This window comes from Thioclava nitratireducens, assembly GCF_001940525.2.
Classification (GTDB): Bacteria; Pseudomonadota; Alphaproteobacteria; order Rhodobacterales; family Rhodobacteraceae; genus Thioclava; species Thioclava nitratireducens.
Map to the genome: position 1 here is coordinate 1,837,864 of NZ_CP019437.1, position 19,367 is coordinate 1,857,230.

At 64.2% G+C, this 19,367-nt stretch carries 14 protein-coding genes; 9 read left to right on the forward strand and 5 right to left on the reverse strand.

Annotated elements, in window-relative coordinates; all coding sequences use genetic code 11:
• The first annotated feature begins 207 nt into the window (after window positions 1-207).
• The 3 genes from BMG03_RS08835 to BMG03_RS08845 all read left to right on the forward strand — a co-directional run bounded on the left by BMG03_RS08835 (window position 208) and on the right by BMG03_RS08845 (window position 3,407).
• Window positions 208-1,218 (forward strand): TRAP transporter substrate-binding protein, encoded by a 1,011-nt coding sequence (locus BMG03_RS08835; RefSeq protein ID WP_075774582.1) that lies wholly within the window; start codon window positions 208-210, stop codon window positions 1,216-1,218.
• A gap of 113 nt (window positions 1,219-1,331) precedes the next feature.
• On the forward strand, window positions 1,332-2,015 hold the full coding sequence (locus tag BMG03_RS08840) for a TRAP transporter small permease (protein ID WP_075774583.1): 684 nt from the start codon (window positions 1,332-1,334) through the stop codon (window positions 2,013-2,015).
• A 3-nt stretch (window positions 2,016-2,018) separates the two neighbouring features.
• A complete protein-coding gene (locus tag BMG03_RS08845; protein ID WP_075774584.1) occupies window positions 2,019-3,407 on the forward strand; it encodes a TRAP transporter large permease in 1,389 nt (462 codons plus the stop codon).
• Window positions 3,408-3,721: 314 nt separating this feature from the next.
• On the opposite strand, the gene BMG03_RS08850 is transcribed toward BMG03_RS08845, so the two are convergent.
• The 3 genes from BMG03_RS08850 to BMG03_RS08860 all read right to left on the reverse strand — a co-directional run bounded on the left by BMG03_RS08850 (window position 3,722) and on the right by BMG03_RS08860 (window position 6,431).
• The gene (locus BMG03_RS08850) at window positions 3,722-4,267 is read right to left on the reverse strand and encodes a bactofilin family protein (RefSeq protein WP_075774585.1); all 546 of its coding nucleotides are present in this window, start codon (window positions 4,265-4,267) and stop codon (window positions 3,722-3,724) included.
• Complete coding sequence (locus BMG03_RS08855) at window positions 4,257-5,573, reverse strand: M23 family metallopeptidase (protein WP_075774586.1); 1,317 nt, start codon at window positions 5,571-5,573, stop codon at window positions 4,257-4,259. The genes BMG03_RS08850 and BMG03_RS08855 overlap by 11 nt, the downstream gene beginning before the upstream one ends.
• A 354-nt stretch (window positions 5,574-5,927) precedes the next feature.
• The gene (locus BMG03_RS08860; protein ID WP_075774587.1) at window positions 5,928-6,431 is read right to left on the reverse strand and encodes a peroxiredoxin; all 504 of its coding nucleotides are present in this window, start codon (window positions 6,429-6,431) and stop codon (window positions 5,928-5,930) included.
• Between the two features lie 179 nt (window positions 6,432-6,610).
• Between BMG03_RS08860 and BMG03_RS08865 the strand changes: the two genes are divergently transcribed.
• The 5 genes from BMG03_RS08865 (at window position 6,611) to lpdA (ending at window position 14,544) form a co-directional block, all read left to right on the forward strand.
• Window positions 6,611-9,991 carry a YhdP family protein gene (locus tag BMG03_RS08865; protein ID WP_157771574.1) on the forward strand — a complete coding sequence of 1,127 codons (3,381 nt, stop codon included), beginning with the start codon at window positions 6,611-6,613 and terminating at the stop codon, window positions 9,989-9,991.
• An 8-nt stretch (window positions 9,992-9,999) separates the two neighbouring features.
• Complete coding sequence (gene queA / locus BMG03_RS08870; protein WP_075774588.1) at window positions 10,000-11,061, forward strand: tRNA preQ1(34) S-adenosylmethionine ribosyltransferase-isomerase QueA; 1,062 nt, start codon at window positions 10,000-10,002, stop codon at window positions 11,059-11,061.
• 87 nt (window positions 11,062-11,148) lie between these two features.
• Window positions 11,149-12,444 (forward strand): MFS transporter, encoded by a 1,296-nt coding sequence (locus BMG03_RS08875; protein ID WP_075774589.1) that lies wholly within the window; start codon window positions 11,149-11,151, stop codon window positions 12,442-12,444.
• A gap of 84 nt (window positions 12,445-12,528) precedes the next feature.
• Window positions 12,529-13,113 carry a DUF924 family protein gene (locus tag BMG03_RS08880; RefSeq protein ID WP_075774590.1) on the forward strand — a complete coding sequence of 195 codons (585 nt, stop codon included), beginning with the start codon at window positions 12,529-12,531 and terminating at the stop codon, window positions 13,111-13,113.
• A 36-nt stretch (window positions 13,114-13,149) separates the two neighbouring features.
• A complete protein-coding gene (lpdA, locus tag BMG03_RS08885; RefSeq protein WP_075774591.1) occupies window positions 13,150-14,544 on the forward strand; it encodes a dihydrolipoyl dehydrogenase in 1,395 nt (464 codons plus the stop codon).
• Between the two features lie 206 nt (window positions 14,545-14,750).
• On the opposite strand, the gene htpX is transcribed toward lpdA, so the two are convergent.
• Window positions 14,751-15,692, reverse strand: coding sequence for a zinc metalloprotease HtpX (htpX, locus tag BMG03_RS08890; RefSeq protein WP_075774592.1), 942 nt, complete (start codon window positions 15,690-15,692; stop codon window positions 14,751-14,753).
• A gap of 130 nt (window positions 15,693-15,822) precedes the next feature.
• Window positions 15,823-16,191, reverse strand: coding sequence for a rhodanese-like domain-containing protein (locus BMG03_RS08895; RefSeq protein WP_075774593.1), 369 nt, complete (start codon window positions 16,189-16,191; stop codon window positions 15,823-15,825).
• Between the two features lie 287 nt (window positions 16,192-16,478).
• On the opposite strand from BMG03_RS08895, the gene uvrA reads away from it, so the two are divergent.
• Entirely contained in the window at window positions 16,479-19,340 is a 2,862-nt protein-coding gene (gene uvrA / locus BMG03_RS08900) for an excinuclease ABC subunit UvrA (protein WP_075774594.1), read from the forward strand.
• The last annotated feature ends 27 nt before the right edge of the window (window positions 19,341-19,367 follow it).

Here is a 19,367-nt window from a genome sequence, read left to right on the forward strand (position 1 = left end):
TTCGCACGAAGCCGCCTGTATCTGTGCGGGATTTCGCACACCTCTCGTCGACGCGGGGTTGGGGATTTCTCGTAAGGCTTTGACTTAGATTGGTTATTCGGCATTGTCACAAGAGCTTCACGAAACAGTTGATCGGATCTCTCGGCGCCTTTCTGCTTGCCCCGATGCCGGGGAGGACCGGCGTGACATGAATACCGGGAGGACATTATGAAGAAATTTACCGCCGCCGTTTCGGCGCTCGCCCTCATGGCTTCGGCCTCGGTCGCAATGGCCGATCCGACGGGCTGCGACGAAGGCGAAATGGTCATCAAGTTCAGCCACGTCACCAATACCGACAAGCACCCGAAAGGGATCGCGGCGGCGCTGTTCGCCAAGCGCGTGAACGAAGAGATGGACGGCAAGGCCTGCGTCGAAGTCTACCCGAACTCCACCCTCTACAACGATGATCAGGTGCTGGAAGCGATGCTGCAGGGCGACGTGCAGATGGCTGCGCCCTCGCTGTCGAAATTCGAGACCTTCACCAAGAAATACCGCATCTTCGATCTGCCCTTCATGTTCAAGAACATGGAAGCCGTGGACGAATTCCAGAATTCCGAAGTCGGCCAGTCGATGAAAGAGGCGATGGTGCGTCGCGGTCTGCTGGGCCTCGATTTCTGGCATAACGGCCTCAAGCAGTTCTCGGCCAACAAGCCGCTGCTGGTGCCGGGCGACGCCAAGGGTCTGAAGTTCCGCGTGCAGCCCTCCGACGTGCTGATCGCGCAGATGGAAGCGCTGGGGGCGTCGCCGCAGCCGATGGCCTTCTCGGAAGTCTATGGCGCGCTGCAGACCGGCGTGGTTGACGGGCAGGAGAACACTTGGTCGAACATCTACGGGCAGAAGTTCTACGAAGTGCAGGACGGCATCACCGAAACCAACCACGGCCTGCTCGACTACATGGTCGTGACCTCGGTCGACTGGTGGGACAGCCTCGATCCGGCGATGCGTGACCAGATCAAGTCGATCCTCGACGAGGTCACGCAGGAGCGCAACGCCGCCGTGAACCAGGTCAACGAAGAGAACCGTCAGGCGATCCTCGATGCCGGTGCGACGATCCGCGAACTGACGCCCGAGCAGCGCCAGCAATGGGTCGATGCGATGAAACCGGTCTGGGACCAGTTCAAGGATGACGTCGGTCAGGAAAACATCGACGCAGCGCAGGCGATCAACGCCAAGCACTGATCCGGAACGGACGGGCGACGGACCCCACCCGTCGCCCGATCTCACGGCGCGCGCGGCCCCCACATCACCCGCGCGCGCCACTTTCACCTCTCGACCTCAGACCGGAGTGAGCCATGAGCCAGCGCTATGAGCCGCGTAACGGGTTTTCGCGGGCGATCCACAACCTCGAGGAGACGCTGATCGCGTTGATCCTCGGCGTCATGACGGTGATCACCTTCGTCAATGTCGTACTGCGCTACGTCTTCAACTCCTCGCTGATCTGGGGGCTGGAGACGACGCTGATCCTGTTTGCCTGGCTGGTACTTCTGGGCATGAGCTACGCGGTGAAAGTGACCGCGCATCTGGGCGTCGATGCAATTATCAACATGCTGCGCCCCGGACCGCGCAAGGCCATGAGCCTCGTCGCGGCGGGCCTGTGCATTCTCTACGCGGTCCTGCTGCTGAAAGGGGCTTGGGATTACTGGGCGCCGTTCGCCGGGTTCGAGCAGACCTCGGGGCGCTGGTTCCCGACCGGCTTCCAGGAGACGCGCGACCGCGCCTTCTACGAGACCGACCAGGTACCGATCGCGGATTGGCTCGCCGTCTGGCTCGGCGACCGGTTCAACATGGGCGAGGCCTATGACAAGTTGCCGCGTTTCATCCCCTATCTGATCCTGCCGATCGGCGTGACGCTTTTGCTGATCCGCTTCGTACAGGCGGCGATCGGGGTCGCCACGGGCACGCGTGCGGCGCTGATCGTGAGCCACGAAGCCGAAGACCAAGTGGCCGACGTGGCCCATTTCAACAAGGGTGACTGAGGCATGGATATCCTGTTCCTTTTCGTGATGGTGATCGGCTTCATGCTGATCGGCGTGCCGATCGCGGTCTCTCTTGGCCTGGCCTCGACGCTGTTCCTGCTGATCTTTTCGGACGCCTCGCTCGCCTCCATCGCGCAGTCGCTCTACGACGCGATGGACAACCACGCGACGCTGCTGGCGATCCCGTTCTTCATCCTCGCCTCGAGCTTCATGTCTACCGGGGGTGTGGCGCAGCGGATCATCCGCTTCGCCATCGCCGTGGTAGGGCACCTGCCGGGCGGACTGGCCATCGCGGGCGTATTCGCCTGTATGCTGTTCGCGGCGCTCTCGGGCTCGTCGCCTGCAACCGTGGTCGCCATCGGCTCCATCGTCATCGCGGCGATGCGTCAGGTGGGCTACTCCAAGGATTTCGCCGCTGGCGTTATTTGTAACGCCGGCACGCTCGGCATCCTGATACCGCCGTCGATCGTGATGGTCGTCTATGCTTCGGCGACCGACGTGTCGGTGGGCCGGATGTTCCTTGCGGGCGTCATTCCGGGCCTTCTTGCGGGCGTGATGCTGATGGCCACGATCCTGTTCTTCGCGATCAAGCGCAACCTTCCGAAAGGCGAGTGGCAGGGCTGGGGCGAAGTCGCTGCAAGCTTCGTCGACGCGTTCTGGGGCCTGATGCTGATCGCGATCATCATGGTGGGCCTCTACGGTATCCCCGGCATCACGGGTGGTATCTTCACCCCCACCGAGGCCGCTGCCGTCGCCGCCGTCTATGCATGGTTCGTCGCGAACTTCATCTATCGCGACATGGGCCCGCTCGACGAGGGCGAGCGAAAAACCTCACTTCTGAAGAAGCCGCAGGCACTGATCACCGCCATTTGGCACAAGGGCACGCGCGATACCCTGTTCGAGGCGGGCAAGCTGACAATCACACTGATGTTCATCATCGCCAACGCGCTGATCCTCAAGCACGTCCTGACCGACGAGCAAATTCCGCAGAAGATCACCGAGGCGCTCCTCGGCGCAGGTCTCGGCAAGATCATGTTCCTCGTGATCGTCAACGTCATCCTGCTGATCGGCGGGCAGTTCATGGAGCCTTCAGGCCTCATCCTGATCGTCGCCCCGCTGGTCTTCCCGATCGCGATGGAGCTGGGCGTCGATCCGATCCATCTCGGCATCATCATGGTTGTGAACATGGAGATCGGGATGATCACGCCGCCGGTGGGTCTGAACCTTTTCGTAACCTCAGGCGTGGCAGGAATGCCGATCATGCGGGTCGTGAAGGCGGCCGCGCCCTTCCTCGCCGTGCTCTTCGTCTTCCTGATCCTGGTCACCTACGTGCCGTTCCTGTCGACATGGCTGCCGACGATGGCGATGGGACCGGAGACGGTCGTGAAATAACCCGAGCGGGGCAGGGGCTACTTCCGGCCCGATGTCCCGCCATTCCAACTAGGCGCGCCCGTGGCATCCCCACGCGGCGCGCTTTTCTGTGGGGTCGGTCTAGGGTGCTCCGCCCCGCGCTGCGCGCGCGCCCCGGGATATTTCCGCCAGGGCGAGAAAACTGGATATTCTTTCGGCTTGGCGCAAATATCCCGGCGTGAATTCGCGAATGCGAAGAGGGGCAGCGCCCCTGCTGCCCGCTCGGAAATGGCACCGGCGCAAAATAAAAGGGCGACCCGATCGGCCGCCCCTCCTGCTCTGGCTATCGCCTGATTTTATTTCTGTTCCGAACCCGTCGGAGCCGCAGCGGCTGCAGCAGCCTCGGAGGCCGGCGGCGCGAGCTTCGGCGTGCCCTGACCGGTCTGCAGCGGGTCGTCCTGACGCTGCACCGAGCCTTCGAAATGCGCGCCGCTCTCGATCGCGATGGTTTTGTGAATGATGTCGCCTTCGACGCGTGCGGTTGAGGTCAGGCGCACCTTCAGGCCGCGCACACGGCCCACGACGCGGCCATTGACCACGACGTCGTCTGCCATGATCTCACCCTTGATCGTGGCGCTTTCGCCGACGGTCAGCAGGTGGGCGCGGATGTCGCCTTCGACGGTGCCTTCGATCTGGATGTCGCCGGTCGTCTTGACGTTGCCGGTGATGGTCAGGTCCGAGGAGAGAACCGAGGGCGCGGGCTTGGAGCGCGGCGCGGAGCTCGGCGTGTAGTCGCTCGAGCTGGACGTGGGGCGGCTCGGAGCGGTCGCGCTTTCAGCGGATTTGGGCTTGTCGCCGTCGGCCTTGGGGCCCGGTTCATGGATTTTCGATTTAGAAAACATTCTTACCAGCCTTGATGAAGGTCATCGGGTTAATTGGCTTGCCTCCGAGCCGGACCTCGTAGTGCAGATGCGGTCCCGTGGAGTGTCCGGTATTGCCCATATCAGCAATCCACTCGCCTTGCGACACCTTTTGCCCGACTTTCACGTGGAATTTGTTCAGGTGACCGTAGCGGGTGGTGATGCCGAAGTCGTGGCGGATCTTGATGATGTTGCCGTAGCCGCGCTCGTGCTCGGCTGCGATCACGACGCCATCGGCGGGCGCGTAGACCTTGGTGCCGATCGGAGCCGCCATATCGACGCCCTCATGCATCCGGCCCCAGCGCCAACCGAAGGGCGAGGAGAACCGGAAATGCGCCTTCACGGGCATCGAGAGCGGCAGCTTGTCGACGGCGATGCGATACATGTTCATCTCGTCGAGCTTGCGCAGGATGTTCTCGGCGCGGGCGGTATCGCCGTCGAGATCGGCTGTGCCCTTGGTCGAGAGCGAGATCGGCGAGAGCGGCCCGCCGGTGCCCGAATAGCCGCGCTTGATCTCCTTGAGGACGTGATCGGGGTCCATGCCGGCCTGCTTGAACACCTTGTCGAGCGGCTCCATCGAGATTTTCACGGCGCCTTCGAGCGTGGTGAAGATCTCGTCGTTGCGCTGTTCGAGAAGCCGCTTCTGCAGCGCGATCTTGTCCATCTGCAGCTGCGCGGTCTTGGCGTCGGCATTCGCTGTGTCGCGTTCCTTGGCTGTCTCTCCGAGTGCGCTGGTCAGCATGTCGACCGTTTTCGCCATGTCCTCCGCGCGGGCAGCCGGGGTGGGGCCGGCATCGGGGCCTTTGCCCTCGGCCTTGGCGAGTGCGAGGCGGGCGTTGTCGCGCTCTTCCATGGTGCGGCGCAGAGTCGCCTGAATCACGCCGATCCCGGTTTCCAGCTCGCGCTTGCGCTCTTCCGAGGCGAGCAGCGCGGATTGCATCTTCGAGACCTGCTCGAGGGCGGTCTGGAAGCGGTCTTGAGCGGCGAGAGCCTCGGCCGCGCGGGCGTCGCGCTCTTGCGAGAGCGCGTCGAGGCGTCGCTCGAAAGCGATTTTCGCAACCTTGTCGTTCTGCGCGGCCCCGCCAGAGGAAATCCCGTCGATGAAGAGCATCGAGGTCGCGACCATCGACCACACGAATACGCCAGCGCCAATCGCCAAGACGCTCGCCTGCGTGAGGGGGCGCAGTCGGACGAACCGCGTGGCGCTGTCTGATTTCAGAAACAGCCGCTGTTCGGGCAGGATGCGCTCGAGACGGGTGTTCAGGCGGTCGAGAATGCGTCTAGGCAAGCCGGTCGGTCCTGTGTTTGTTTCGGATCAAGGGCGACCACGAAGGGGCCGCGCGTCGCTCGCGGCGGTGCACCCGTCCTGCTTGTGGATAAGTCCTCCGCCCTTGGCCAAAGGGATTACCAAGGGGGGCAGGTCCGGGCAACCTCTTTCCCGGGCACATTCGGTCACGGTTCCTTCGCGCGCGCGGTATGAGCGGTTTCTTGCCCAAAAGACGGGACTTCCCGGCGGTTTAGGTCCTGCCGGTCATGCGGGCGTCACGTTGGTGTGATCCGCGCTTGCCGCTGGCGGTCGCCGTGCGACGGGCGCCGCGTCGCGAGGGTGGACGCCCGGGAAAGCGCCTTTTCGGGGTTTCGCTCAGCCGAGGTCTCGGACGGCGCCGAGCACCTCTTCTGCGTGGCCTTTGACCTTCACCTTCGGCCAGACCTTCGCCACCTTGCCGTCTGCGTCGATCAGGAAGGTCGCGCGAACGATGCCCCAGAAGGTCTTGCCATACATCGATTTTTCGGCCCAGACACCGTAAGCTTCGCAGGTTTCCGCATCATCGTCGGAGGCCAGATATATCCCCAGGTCATACTTGGCGCAGAAATTCTCGTGCTTCTTCAGGCTGTCCTTGGAGATGCCGACAACGACCGCGCCTGCGGCGGCGAAATCCGGGGCGAGCCGGGTGAAATCGAGCGCCTCGGTGGTGCAGCCGGGCGTGTTGTCCTTGGGATAGAAATACAGCACGACCGGACGGCCGGCGAAGGCCGACAGCGTCAGGTTACCCTCCTCCGTGATCGGATTTCCGAGTGTTTCGAAGCTTTTGCCACCCGTGGCGGGCAGAGTGAAGTCCGGCGCTTTTTCGCCTGTCTCGATCATTGGGGAACCTCCTTGCAAGTTCGGGGCTTACTTTCCACGCCCGCTTGCGCGAGACTTAACCACGAGGCAGGAGACCCGGGCAAGACCGCGCGCGGTGGGCCCGGCAGATGAGACGGGGTCGGCACGCGCCGCTTCCGAGGGAGAAACGGCCCCGAGCCAACGGGCGCAAGACGAACGGTATGGAGAGAGAGCGTCCCGATAGCCGCGAAACGTCTGGCACGCCCGATAGGGCGGGCAAAGCGTCGACGGGCGACGCCGAGACGGTCGCCACCGGGGCGGAAACGTCGGCAGGTCGCGGCCGCAGGGCGCGCACCGGGCTCTTGCTGGTTCTCAGCTTCCTGTTTCTCGGAATCGTGGCCGCCGGGGCCTTTCTCGTCATCACGCATCGCGCGGTCGCCGTACCGCAATGGGTTGTTTCCCGCATCGAGACACGCGCCAATGACGCGTTGCAGGGGCAGATGCGGGTTCGGCTATCCGGCGGGATCGATCTCTATATCGATGACGGGATCCGGCCCCGGATCCGGCTGAACACGGTGCGGCTCGAGCGGCCTTCGGGCCTGCCGATCGCGGTGTTGCCCGAGCTGCGCATGACGCTCTGGGCGGAGCCGCTGCTGCGCGGGCGGGTGGAGCCGCGTTCGTTCCGGCTGCGCGGGGCGAGCCTTTCGCTGCATCGCCTGCCCGATGGCAAGCTCGATCTCGATTTCGGCGGCGGCAATCGCTTCGCCAATATCGACCTGAACAATGCCTCCGATCTCATTGAGACCTTTGAAAAAACGCTCGAGGTTCCAGCGCTGTCCAACCTGCAGCAGATCAGCGCCGAAGACTTGCAACTCCGGCTGATGGACGAGCGTCTCGACCGGCTCTGGAAGGTCAGCGACGGCAGGTTCAAACTGACGCAGAGCGATAGCGAAATCTCTGTCGCGCTTGGGTTCGATCTGGGTAGTGGTCGGGCGAAGCCGGCGCAGGTCGCGCTGTCGATGACCACGCAGAAGGCCAGCCGCGAAGCGAGTTTCGGGGCTGCCGTGACCGCGCTTCCGGCGCGCGATCTCGCGGTGCAGGCGCCGGCGCTCGCGGCGCTCGGCGTGCTCGATGCGCCGATCTCGGGGGCGCTGCGCTCCGGGCTGAACGACAAGGGCGAACTGACCGGGATGAACGCGATGCTCGAGATCGGGCGCGGCGCGATCCGGCCCAACGAGGGCGTGAAGCCGATCCCGATCGAGAATGGCAAGCTCTATCTCAGCTATGACCCGAAGCGGCAGCGCGTCGAGGTCTCGACGCTTTCGCTCAACAGCAGGGCATTGCGGCTGCGGGCGGCAGGCCACACCTATCTGCGCGATCTCGAGGGCGGCGTGCCGAAGGAGATCCTCGGCCAGATCGCGATTTCCGATCTGCAGCTCGACCCGGCGGGTCTGTTCGAGAGCCCTGTGCAATTCGCGCAAGGCGCGGTCGACTTCCGGCTCAACCTCGATCCGTTCCGCGTCGATATCGGGCAGCTGGAGCTGAACGATCAGGGCGACACAACGATTTCGGCGCGCGGCAAGGTTAGCGCCGAGAAGGACGGTTGGAAAGTCGCGCTCGATGCCGGGATCGACCAGATCGACCAGACCAAGCTGCTCGCGCTCTGGCCGCCGGCGGTGGTGCCGAAGACCCGCGAATGGCTCGAGAAGAACGTGACCACCGGCCAACTGCGCAATGCCCGCGTCGCGCTGCGGCTGGTGCCGGGGGCGCAGCCGAAACTGGCGCTTGGCTACGAGTTCCGCGGCGCGGATGTGCGGATCATCAACACCTTGCCGCCCGTTCAGCAGGGCCGAGGCTTCGCCACGATCATCGACACGCGTCAGGCGCTCAAGGTCGAGGAGGGGCATGTGACCGCGCCGTCGGGCGGCCGGATCGAGGTGACGGGCTCGTCGCTCATCGTGCCCGATATCCGCATCAAACCAGCCCCGGCGGAGGTCACGCTGATGACCCGCTCGCCGATCCCGGCGGCGCTGTCGCTGCTCGATCAGCCGCCTTTCGAGTTTCTCAGCAAGGCAGGCATGAGCACCGATATCGCGCAGGGTTGGGCCGAGGCGCGTTCGGTAATCCGGCTACCGCTTAAACCCAAGGTGCCGCAGGACGAGATCGGTTTCGATGTCACCGCCCGGCTGACCGAGGTGAAGACCGACACGCTGGTGCCCAACCGGACGCTGCGGGCCGATTTGCTGACGCTGAAGGCCGATCCCAAGGGGATGACGATTTCCGGCAAGGGGACACTGTCCGGTGTCGGGTTCGATGCAGCCTGGACGCAGAAGTTCGGGCCGGAGCACAAGGGCCGCTCGGAGGTTGCGGGCACGGTCGATGTAAGCGCCGACGGGCTGGATCGTCTTGGGATTGCCTTGCCGAACGGTATGGTGGGTGGCGCGGGCAAAGGTCGTATCGCGCTCGATCTGCGCAAGGATCAGCCGACCGCCTTCACCTTCACCAGTGCGCTGCAGGGGGTGCGGTTGTCGATCCCGGAAATCGGGTGGAGCAAACCTGCGGGCAGCGCGGGCGATCTGAAGATTTCCGGCACGCTCGGCGCGCCACCCGATATCGACAGCTTGTCGCTGAGCGCGGCGGGGCTGAAGGCGCAGGGCGGGATCACGCTGAACAAGGGCGGCGGGCTGAACCGGGCGCGGTTCTCGCGCCTCAGCGTCGGCAACTGGTTCGACGGTAGCGTCGATCTGATAGGCCAGGGCAAGGCGCGCCCGCCGAAGGTGAATGTCACCTCCGGCGATCTGAACCTCGCACAGGCGGATCTGGGCGGCAGCGGCGGGGCCGGCGCAGGCGGTGGGGGCAGCACGTCGATTAATGCAGCCCTCGACCGGGTGCAGATAACGGACGGCATCGCGCTCACCGGGTTTCGCGGCGATTTCAGTACGCGGGGCGGTCTGTCGGGCCGGTTCCAGGGACAGTTGAACGGCAGCGCGCCGATCGACGGCACGGTGATCCCCGCCGCGGGCGGGCGCGTCGCAGTCCGGGCACAAACGCAAGATGCGGGACAGGCGCTGGCGGCAACCGGAATATTCACCAAGGCGCGCGGCGGGCAGGGCACGCTGGTGCTGACGCCGGTTGGGCAGAAAAGCTATGACGGCAAGCTCACCGTCGCGAACCTGCGGGTGAAGGACGCGCCGGTTCTGGCCTCACTGCTGTCGGCGGCCTCGGGCGTGGGGCTGCTGGAACAGCTGAGCGGCGAGGGCATCCTGTTCAGTTCCGTCGATGGCGCCTTCCGCTTGACGCCCAACGGGGTGAGTGTCACACGGGGCGCCGCCGTAGGGGCCTCCATGGGGGTGACGATGACGGGCAACTACTACCCGCAATCGAAGACGCTGAACATGAAGGGCGTGATCTCGCCTTTCTATCTCGTGAACGGGATCGGTCAGGTCATCTCGAAGGCGGGGGAAGGGCTCTTCGGCTTCAACTACTCGCTGCGCGGAAGCGCCGACGCGCCGAAGGTCTCGATCAACCCGCTGTCGGTTCTGGCGCCCGGCGGATTGCGTGAGCTGTTCCGGGCGCCGCCGCCCAAGGTGCTGAGCGAATAAGGCTGAAGATGAAGCTAGACGATTTTGATTTCGAGCTCCCCGAGGGGCTGATTGCGACGCGACCTGCGCGCCCGCGCGATGCGGCACGATTGTTGTTAGCCGAAGGTGATACAATTCATGATCGCCACGTGCGTGATCTGGTCGACATCTTCCGCCCCGGCGACCGGCTGGTGCTCAACAATACCAAGGTGATCCCGGCGCGGCTGGCGGGCACACGGACCCGGCAGAGCGCACAGGGCGAGGTGGTCGCGAAGGTCGAGGTGACGCTTCTGGAGCCCGCACCGGGCGGCGAATGGTCCGCGCTGGCGAAGCCTTTGCGCAAGGTGAAGGAGGGCGAGGAGATCGTCTTCTCCGACGCGCTTTCGGCCAAGGTCGAGGCGATCGAGGACGGCCAGCTGCGGCTCAGCTTCAACCTCACGGGCGAGGATTTCGACGCGGCTCTGGCCGAGGCCGGAGCGATGCCGCTGCCGCCCTATATCGCGGCGCTGCGCGCCCCCGATGACGAGGACAAGCGCGACTATCAGACCGTCTTCGCCCGCCATTCCGGCGCGGTCGCGGCGCCCACGGCCAGCCTCCATTTCACCCGCGAGTTGCTGGAGGCGCTGGCCGCCAAAGGCGTGGAGTTCACCGAAGTGACGCTGCATGTCGGCGCGGGCACCTTCCTGCCGGTGAAGGTCGAGGACGTCACCACGCACAAGATGCATTCCGAATGGGGCGAGGTGAGCGAGCAGGCAGCGGCCGAGATCAACGCGACCAAGGCCGCAGGCGGCCGCGTCATTCCCGTCGGCACCACCGCGCTGCGCCTGATCGAGAGCGCCGCACGCGCCGAGGGCGGCGCGAAAGGCCATATCGTGCCCTTCCGGGACGCCACAGACATCTTCATCTATCCCGGCTTCGAGTTTCGCATCACCGACGCGCTGATGACGAATTTCCACTTGCCGAAATCGACGCTGCTGATGCTCGTCTCGGCCTTGATGGGGCAAGATCGCATACGCAAAATTTACGATCATGCGGTTAAGACGGGCTACCGTTTCTTCTCTTACGGCGATGCGTCGCTTCTAATTCCCTAGAGTCGCTTTCAGGGCTTGGAAATGTTGTCGCCGCGGACTAGATGCCGCGGGACGACGCAATCCAATTCAGGCCCCCGGGAGACCGATATGCTGTTAGTGCTGCGCCAGACATGGCCGCTTTTGCTGGGCATCATGCTCTTGATGGTCGGCAACGGGATGCAGGGCACGCTGCTCGGTATCCGCGGCAAGATCGAGGGCATCAACACCTTCTACATGTCGCTCGTGATGTCGGCCTATTTCGCGGGCTTCCTGTTCGGGTCGCGCATGGTGCCCGAGATGATCGCGCGCGTCGGTCACGTCCGCGTCTTCGCGGCGCTCGGCTCGCTGATCTCGGCGGTGCTGATCCTCTACGCGGCTTTCCCGAACTGGCCTGCTTGGGTCGCTATGCGCGTGCTGATCGGCTTCTCCTTCTCGGGCGTGTATATCACGGCGGAAAGCTGGCTGAACGCGGGTTCGACCAACGAGACGCGCGGCCAGGCGCTGTCGCTCTACATGATCATGCAGATGTTCGGCATCGTCACGGCGCAGGCGCTGCTGAACGTGGGCGACCCGGCGGGGTATCTCCTCTTCGTGATCCCCTCGGTTCTGGTGTCGCTGTCCTTCACGCCGATTCTGCTCGCAGCCTCGCCCGCGCCTAGCTTCGAGACGATCCAGCGCATGACCTTCAAGCGGCTCTGGGAAGCCTCGCCGCTGGGCATGGTGGGGCTCTTCCTGCTGGGTGGAATCATCTCGGCGATGTTCGGCATGGCCTCGGTCTGGGGTACCGCCGAAGGACTCGACGTGAAGCAGATTTCGGCCTTCGTGGCGGCGATCTACGTGGGCGGCCTCGTGCTGCAATATCCGATCGGCTGGGCTTCGGACCGAATGGACCGGCGCCGCGTGATCATGGGGGCGGCACTCGCGGGCGCGGTGGTGACGTTCACGATCTTCGCGCTCAACCCACCCTTCTGGGTGCTGCTGATCGGAGCGACGCTGATCGGCGGTGTGGCCAATCCGCTCTATTCGCTCTTGATCGCCTATACCAACGACTATCTCGATTCCTCCGACATGGCGGCCGCCTCTGCGGGGCTGATGTTCGTAAACGGGCTTGGCGCGGTGGCGGGGCCGCTCGTGACCGGCTGGCTGATGAGCGTCATGGGTCCGGGCGGGTTCTTCCTCTATATCGGTGTGCTCTGCGCCGCGATCGCTGGCTATGCAGTGTGGCGGATGACGCGCCGCGAAGCGCCTTCGGTGGACGAGACCGGCTCCTACACGCTGCTCTCGCCGACGGCGACCGCGGTGGCGGTCGAGGCGCGTCTGGAAGTCGCGCAGGAGGAGGCCGAAGCGGCCAGCGAAGAGGAAGCCGAGACCGAGGCCGCGAAGAACGAGGATGCCGCCGCCTGATGCAAGGCCCTTTGCCTGCCTCTGCGCTTGCCCTACCATGATCTGATGACAGCGGGGCAGGCACGGCAGGGGAGGGCCGTCACCATGGATCGCATCAACGAGATTATACGCTTCTGGCGTATCGAGGTCGGCGAGAAATACTGGTACCAGTCGAGCGAGCAGATCGACGCCGCGATCCGGCGTCGATACGCGCCGCTCTGGCAGGTAGGCGCGCAAGGCGCGCTGACCGAATGGGAGCGCAACGCGCAGGGCGCGCTGGCGCTTCTGCTGCTACTCGACCAGTTCCCGCGCAACATGTTCCGAGACGATCCGCGCGCCTTCCAGACCGACCCGATGGCACGGCGCCATGCCGATCGCGCCATCGCCGAAGGGTTCGACCTGCAGATCGGGCCGCCGCTGCAGCAATTCTTCTACCTTCCTTTCATGCATTCCGAAGAGCTTGCCGATCAGGACCGGGCGGTGACCCTGTTCTCCGAACGCTGGCGCTCGGAAGATAACCTGCGCCACGCGCTCGCACATCGTTCAGTGATCGAACGGTTCGGGCGCTTCCCTTGGCGCAATTCCGCGCTAGATCGCGAGACAACGCCCGAGGAACAGGCATTCATGGAGCAGGGCGGCTACCGCAAGGCGCTTGCGGATGCGGATGAGTTGAAGCTATCCGCAAAATAGTTTAATGCCAAACCAGTTTCTGACCGGAGGGAAGACATGGCATCGAAAACCTACGACATGATCGTGATCGGGGCAGGGCCGGGGGGCTATGTCAGCGCCATCCGGGGCGCACAGCTGGGCCTCAAGGTCGCGATCGTGGAGCGCGAGCATCTGGGCGGCATCTGCCTGAACTGGGGCTGTATTCCCACGAAGGCGCTTCTGCGCTCGGCCGAGGTGTTCCACCTGATGGAGCGCGCGAAGGATTTCGGCCTCAGCGCCGAGAAGTTCGGCTACGATCTCGACGCGGTGGTGAAACGCTCGCGCGGGGTGGCCAAACAGCTCGCTTCGGGCGTCGGCCACTTGCTCAAGAAGAACAAGGTCGATGTCGTGATGGGCACCGCGAAACTTGCCGGCAAGGGCAAGGTTTCGGTGAAAACCGACAAGGGTAGCGAAGAGTTGACCGCCAAGAACATCGTGCTGGCGACTGGCGCGCGGGCGCGCAACCTGCCGGGGCTCGAGGCCGACGGCAAACGCGTCTGGTCCTACAAGCACGCGCTCAATCCGCCGCATGAGCCGAAGAAATTGCTGGTCATCGGCTCGGGCGCGATCGGTATCGAATTCGCCAGCTTCTTCAATACGCTCGGCGCCGAGACGACGGTCGTCGAGGTGATGGATCGCGTGCTGCCCGTCGAGGACGAGGAAATCTCGAAATTCGCCAAGAAGCAGTTCGAAAAACAGGGCATGACGATCCGCGAGAAGACCACGGTAACCAAGCTCGACCGCAAGGCCGACAAGGTGATCGCAACGCTCGACAAGGGCGGCAAGACCGAGACGCTGGAAGTCGACACCGTGATCTCCGCGGTCGGCATCGTCGGCAATGTCGAGGATCTGGGCCTTGAAGAGGCGGGCGTGAAGATCGACCGCACCCATGTCGTGACCGATGAATACTGCCGCACCGGCGTCGACGGGCTCTATGCCATCGGCGATATCGCGGGCGCACCGTGGCTCGCGCACAAGGCGAGCCATGAGGGCGTGATGGTGGCCGAGCTGATCGCGGGCAAGCACGCCCATCCGGTCAAGCCGGGCTCGATCGCGGGCTGCACCTATTGCCAGCCTCAGGTCGCCTCGGTCGGCATGACGGAAGCGAAGGCGAAAGAGGCGGGCTACGACATCAAGGTTGGCCGCTTCCCCTTCATTGGCAACGGCAAGGCGATTGCCTTGGGCGAGAGCGAGGGGCTGGTGAAGACCGTGTTCGACGCGAAGACCGGCGAATTGCTGGGCGCGCATATGGTCGGCGCGGAAGTGACCGAACTGATCCAAGGCTATGTCGTGGGGCGCCAGCTGGAGACCACCGAGGAAGACCTGATGAACACCGTCTTCCCTCACCCGACCCTGTCGGAGATGATGCACGAGTCGGTGCTCGACGCTTACGGGCGCGCGATCCACTTCTGATCGGATGTGCCGGGAAGTGCGAAAGGCCGGGGGGAACCCCGGCCTTTTTCTTATGACCCGGGGCGACCAGCCCCGGGCCGCGCCCGACTCCCTAAGGGAAGCGCATTGGCGATGTCACTTTCGGCACTACCGACTTGCGGGCTTGAGAGATAAAGTGCCCGGTCCCTGACGGAGCAAAGCGCCCACCCGAGGCTCGGGCGCGGCCCTCACCCCCAAGGCCCGTCTTTGCCCTTCCGCCGCACTTTCGGCATCGAGCGCGCACCGCTCCAATCGCCCGTAGCCGGCGCGGGGGCCGCGCGCTCACGACGCGCACCCGTACCGCCCGCAAGCTGGCGCAGCGCTGCAACGCGGTTCTCGGTAGAGGGGTGGGTGGCGAACAGGTTATCCGCGCCGTGCCCGCTCAGCGGGTTGATGATGAACATATGCGCGGTCGCAGGATTGCGCTCGGCGGCGACATTCTCGACCCGACGCGCGCCAGCCTCGATCCGCTGCAGCGCCGAGGCCAGCCAGAGAGGGTTGCCGCAGATCGCAGCCCCTTCCTTGTCGGCCGCATATTCGCGTGTGCGCGAGATCGCCATCTGGACCAGCGCCGCCGCCATCGGGGCGAGGAACATCATCGCCAGCGTGCCCATGATCCCCATCCGCTCGCGCGAGCCGCCGAAGAACAGGGCGAAATTTGCCAGCATCGAAATCGCACCGGCGAAGCTCGCCGTCACGGTCATGATCGCGGTGTCGCGGTGTTTGATATGGGCCAACTCGTGAGCGATCACGCCCGACAGCTCTTCGCGCGACAGGCTCTGCATCAGCCCGGCGGTTACCGCCACGGCGGCGTTCTCGGGGTTGCGGCCAGTGGCGAAGGCATTGGGCTGCGGCGTGTCGATCAGGTAGACGGCGGGCATCGGCAGGTCGGCATTCTTGGCCAGTTGCCCGACCAGCGCGTTCAGCCCCGCGCGGTCGCCCGGCGCCACCAGATGCGCGTTATGCATCCGCAGCACCATCTTGTCCGAATTCCACCACGAATAGACATTCATCCCGGCGGCGAAGATCAGCGCGATCACCATGCCGGTCGCACCACCCATCAGGTAGCCCAGCCCCATGAACAGCGCCGTCATCGCCGCCATCAGCATCGCAGTCTTGGCATAACCCATTGTCGGTCTCACCCTTTGATCGTTACGCATCCGATATAGGCACGCGCCACGCCCACGCAATTCCATCGGCTGCGCAAAACAAAAGGGGCCCCGGCGGGCCCCCTTCAAAATCATGCGACACAGTGCGCGATCAGCGCTCGATCTCGCCGCCACCTGCGTGCCAGTCGCCCAGCCCGCCGATATTGTAGACTTCGGCGTAGCCCATCTGGACCAGCATCTGCGCCGCACCTGCCGAGCGCCCGCCCGAGGCGCAATAGAGCGCGACCGGCTTCGCGGGGTCGAGGTCGGGATGCTTCTCCGGGCTCGACGGGTCGGCCTTCATGCGGATCGTCGCGAGCGGGATATGAAGCGCGCCCTTGGCCTTGCCCGAGCTTTTCACTTCCATGCCCTCACGCACGTCGACCACGGTCAGCTCACCGGCTTTCGCCTTGGCGACGGCGTCCTGCGGGGCAATGCGCTCGACCCGGTTGCCACCGGAAGGGCGAAGAAAATTCAGCATGTCGTTACCTCTTGCATTCGCGTGACCCGCAGGCCCGTTTCCCGGTTCATGTGGCAAATACCGGACCGCTTTCAAGAGTGATAGCGCGAAACCCGTCGAAAATACATTCAAGAAATGGAATTTAATGCCCAATTGCCGCAATTTTGATCGGGCTGCGAGGCGTGCAAGTGGCGCGACGGATACGCGCGACATTGCCGCCATGCAGAAAGTTCACATTTCGTTCGCAGATTTGGATTGGAGACTCGCGGGGAAACACCTATCTAGGGCTGGTGATAAAGGGGGCGTGGATGGCTGAACTGAAGTTCATCGAAGTGCGCGGCGCGCGCGAGCACAATCTCAAGGGCGTGGATGTCGATATTCCGCGTGACCAGTTCGTGGTGATCACGGGGCTGTCGGGCTCCGGGAAATCCTCGCTGGCCTTCGACACGATCTATGCCGAAGGGCAGCGCCGCTATGTCGAAAGTCTGAGCGCCTATGCGCGCCAGTTCCTCGACATGATGGGCAAACCCGACGTCGATCACATCTCGGGTCTGTCGCCTGCGATCTCGATCGAGCAGAAGACGACATCGAAGAACCCGCGCTCCACCGTCGGCACCGTGACCGAAATCTACGACTACCTGCGTCTGCTCTACGCCCGCGCGGGCACGCCCTATTCGCCCGCCACCGGCGAGCCGATCGAGGCGCAGCAGGTGCAGGATATGGTCGATATCGTGATGCAGATGGAGGAGGGCACGCGCGGCTATCTGCTCGCCCCGATCGTGCGCGACCGCAAAGGCGAATATCGCAAGGAATTCATCGAGCTGCGCAAGCAAGGTTTTCAGCGCGTGAAGGTGAATGGCGAGTTCTACGAGCTGGAAGAACCGCCGACGCTCGACAAGAAATTCCGCCACAACATCGACGTGGTCGTGGATCGCGTCGTCGTGCGCGAGGGGATGGAGACGCGGCTGGCCGACAGTTTCCGCACCGCGCTCGACCTCGCCGACGGCATCGCGATCTTCGAGAGCGCGCCGCGCGAAGGCGAGGGGGAGCCCGAACGCACGACCTTCTCGGAAAACTTCGCCTGTCCGGTGTCGGGCTTCACGATCCCCGAGATCGAACCGCGCCTGTTCTCGTTCAACGCGCCGTTCGGGGCCTGCCCGGTCTGTGACGGCCTCGGCGTCGAACTGTTCTTCGACGAGCGCCTGATGGTGCCCGACGTGACGCTCTCGGTGCAGGGCGGGGCGCTGGCCCCCTGGGCGCGGACGAAATCGCCCTATTACACCCAGACGATCGAGGCGCTGTCGAAACATTACGGCTTCGACCCGAAAAAGCCGTGGAAGGATCTGCCGGAAAACGTGCAGGAGCTGTTCCTGCGCGGCTCGGGCGATGAAGAGATCAAGTTCCGCTTCGACGAGGGCGGCCGCGTCTACGAGGTTAGCCGCACCTTCGAGGGGATCATCCCGAACATGGAGCGCCGCTACCGCGAGACCGACTCTGCCTGGTCGCGCGAGGAGATGGAGCGCTATCAGAACAACCGTCCCTGCCACGCCTGCGGCGGCTACCGCCTGCGGCCCGAAGCGCTCGCCGTGAAGATCGGCGGCAAGCATGTGGGCCACGTGGTCGAGATGTCGATCAAGGAGGCCCATGAGTGGGTCGCCACCGTGCCGGGCAGCCTCTCGCACCAGAAGAACGAAATCGCGACGGCGATCCTCAAGGAAATCCGTGAACGCCTCGGCTTCCTCGTGAATGTGGGTCTCGATTACCTGACCATGAGCCGCGCGGCGGGCACTCTGTCGGGCGGCGAGAGCCAGCGGATCCGGCTGGCCTCGCAGATCGGTTCGGGCCTGACGGGCGTGCTCTACGTGCTCGACGAGCCGTCGATCGGCCTGCACCAGCGCGACAACGACCGCCTCCTCCAGACGCTGAAAAACCTGCGCGATCAGGGCAATACGGTGATCGTGGTGGAGCATGACGAGGATGCGATCCGCCATGCCGATTACGTCTTCGATATCGGCCCGGGCGCCGGCGTGCATGGCGGTCAGGTCGTTTCGCGCGGCACGCCCGAAGAGATCGCCGCCGATCCGGCGTCGCTGACCGGGCAATACCTGTCCGGCACGCGCGAGATCGCGGTCCCGACCGAGCGGCGCAAGGGCAACAAGAAGAAGCTCAAGGTCGTGGGTGCGACCGGCAACAACCTCAAGAACGTCACGGCCGAGTTCCCGCTCGGCAAGTTCGTTTGCGTGACCGGCGTTTCGGGCGGGGGCAAGTCCACGCTCACCATCGAGACCCTGTTCAAGACCGCCTCGATGCGGCTCAACGGTGCGCGTCAGACGCCCGCGCCCTGCGATACGATCAAGGGGTTGGAGCATCTCGACAAGGTCATCGACATCGACCAGCGCCCGATCGGGCGCACGCCGCGCTCGAACCCGGCGACCTATACCGGCGCCTTCACCCCGATCCGCGACTGGTTCGCCGGTCTGCCGGAGGCGAAGGCGCGCGGCTACAAGCCGGGGCGGTTCTCCTTCAACGTGAAGGGCGGGCGCTGCGAGGCCTGTCAGGGCGATGGCGTGATCAAGATCGAGATGCACTTCCTGCCCGACGTCTATGTCGAATGCGAGACCTGCAAGGGCAAGCGCTACAACCGCGAGACGCTTGAAATCCAGTATAAGGGCAAGTCCATCGCGGATGTGCTCGACATGACGGTCGAGGACGCGCAGGAGTTCTTCAAGGCGGTGCCCTCGATCCGCGAGAAGATGGACGCGCTGATGGAGGTGGGCCTTGGCTATATCAAGGTCGGCCAACAGGCGACGACGCTGTCAGGCGGCGAGGCGCAGCGGGTGAAGCTGTCCAAGGAACTGTCGAAACGCGCCACAGGTCGCACTTTGTACATTCTCGACGAGCCGACGACCGGTCTGCACTTCGAAGATGTTCGAAAACTGCTGGAGGTGCTGCACAGCCTCGTGGAGCAGGGCAACACCGTCGTGGTGATCGAGCACAATCTCGACGTCATCAAGACGGCCGATCATATCATCGATATCGGCCCCGAGGGCGGCGATGGCGGCGGCGAGATCGTGGCGGTCGGTACGCCGGAAGAAGTGGCCACCAACCCGCGCAGCCATACCGGCCATTACCTTGCGCAGATGCTGGGAGTGAAGGTCGCGGCGGAGTGATCCGCCGCGCTCTGGTCGCGGGCGCGC

Coding starts and splice junctions, on each gene's coding strand:
- BMG03_RS08860 (WP_075774587.1), bottom strand. CDS start 6,431: ATGATCGAGACAGGCGAAAAAGCGCCGGACTTCACTCTGCCCGCCACG.
- lpdA (WP_075774591.1), top strand. CDS start 13,150: ATGGCATCGAAAACCTACGACATGATCGTGATCGGGGCAGGGCCGGGG.
- BMG03_RS08850 (WP_075774585.1), bottom strand. CDS start 4,267: ATGTTTTCTAAATCGAAAATCCATGAACCGGGCCCCAAGGCCGACGGC.
- BMG03_RS08835 (WP_075774582.1), top strand. CDS start 208: ATGAAGAAATTTACCGCCGCCGTTTCGGCGCTCGCCCTCATGGCTTCG.
- uvrA (WP_075774594.1), top strand. CDS start 16,479: ATGGCTGAACTGAAGTTCATCGAAGTGCGCGGCGCGCGCGAGCACAAT.
- htpX (WP_075774592.1), bottom strand. CDS start 15,692: ATGGGTTATGCCAAGACTGCGATGCTGATGGCGGCGATGACGGCGCTG.
- BMG03_RS08895 (WP_075774593.1), bottom strand. CDS start 16,191: ATGCTGAATTTTCTTCGCCCTTCCGGTGGCAACCGGGTCGAGCGCATT.
- BMG03_RS08845 (WP_075774584.1), top strand. CDS start 2,019: ATGGATATCCTGTTCCTTTTCGTGATGGTGATCGGCTTCATGCTGATC.
- BMG03_RS08865 (WP_157771574.1), top strand. CDS start 6,611: ATGGAGAGAGAGCGTCCCGATAGCCGCGAAACGTCTGGCACGCCCGAT.
- BMG03_RS08880 (WP_075774590.1), top strand. CDS start 12,529: ATGGATCGCATCAACGAGATTATACGCTTCTGGCGTATCGAGGTCGGC.
- queA (WP_075774588.1), top strand. CDS start 10,000: ATGAAGCTAGACGATTTTGATTTCGAGCTCCCCGAGGGGCTGATTGCG.
- BMG03_RS08875 (WP_075774589.1), top strand. CDS start 11,149: ATGCTGTTAGTGCTGCGCCAGACATGGCCGCTTTTGCTGGGCATCATG.
- BMG03_RS08840 (WP_075774583.1), top strand. CDS start 1,332: ATGAGCCAGCGCTATGAGCCGCGTAACGGGTTTTCGCGGGCGATCCAC.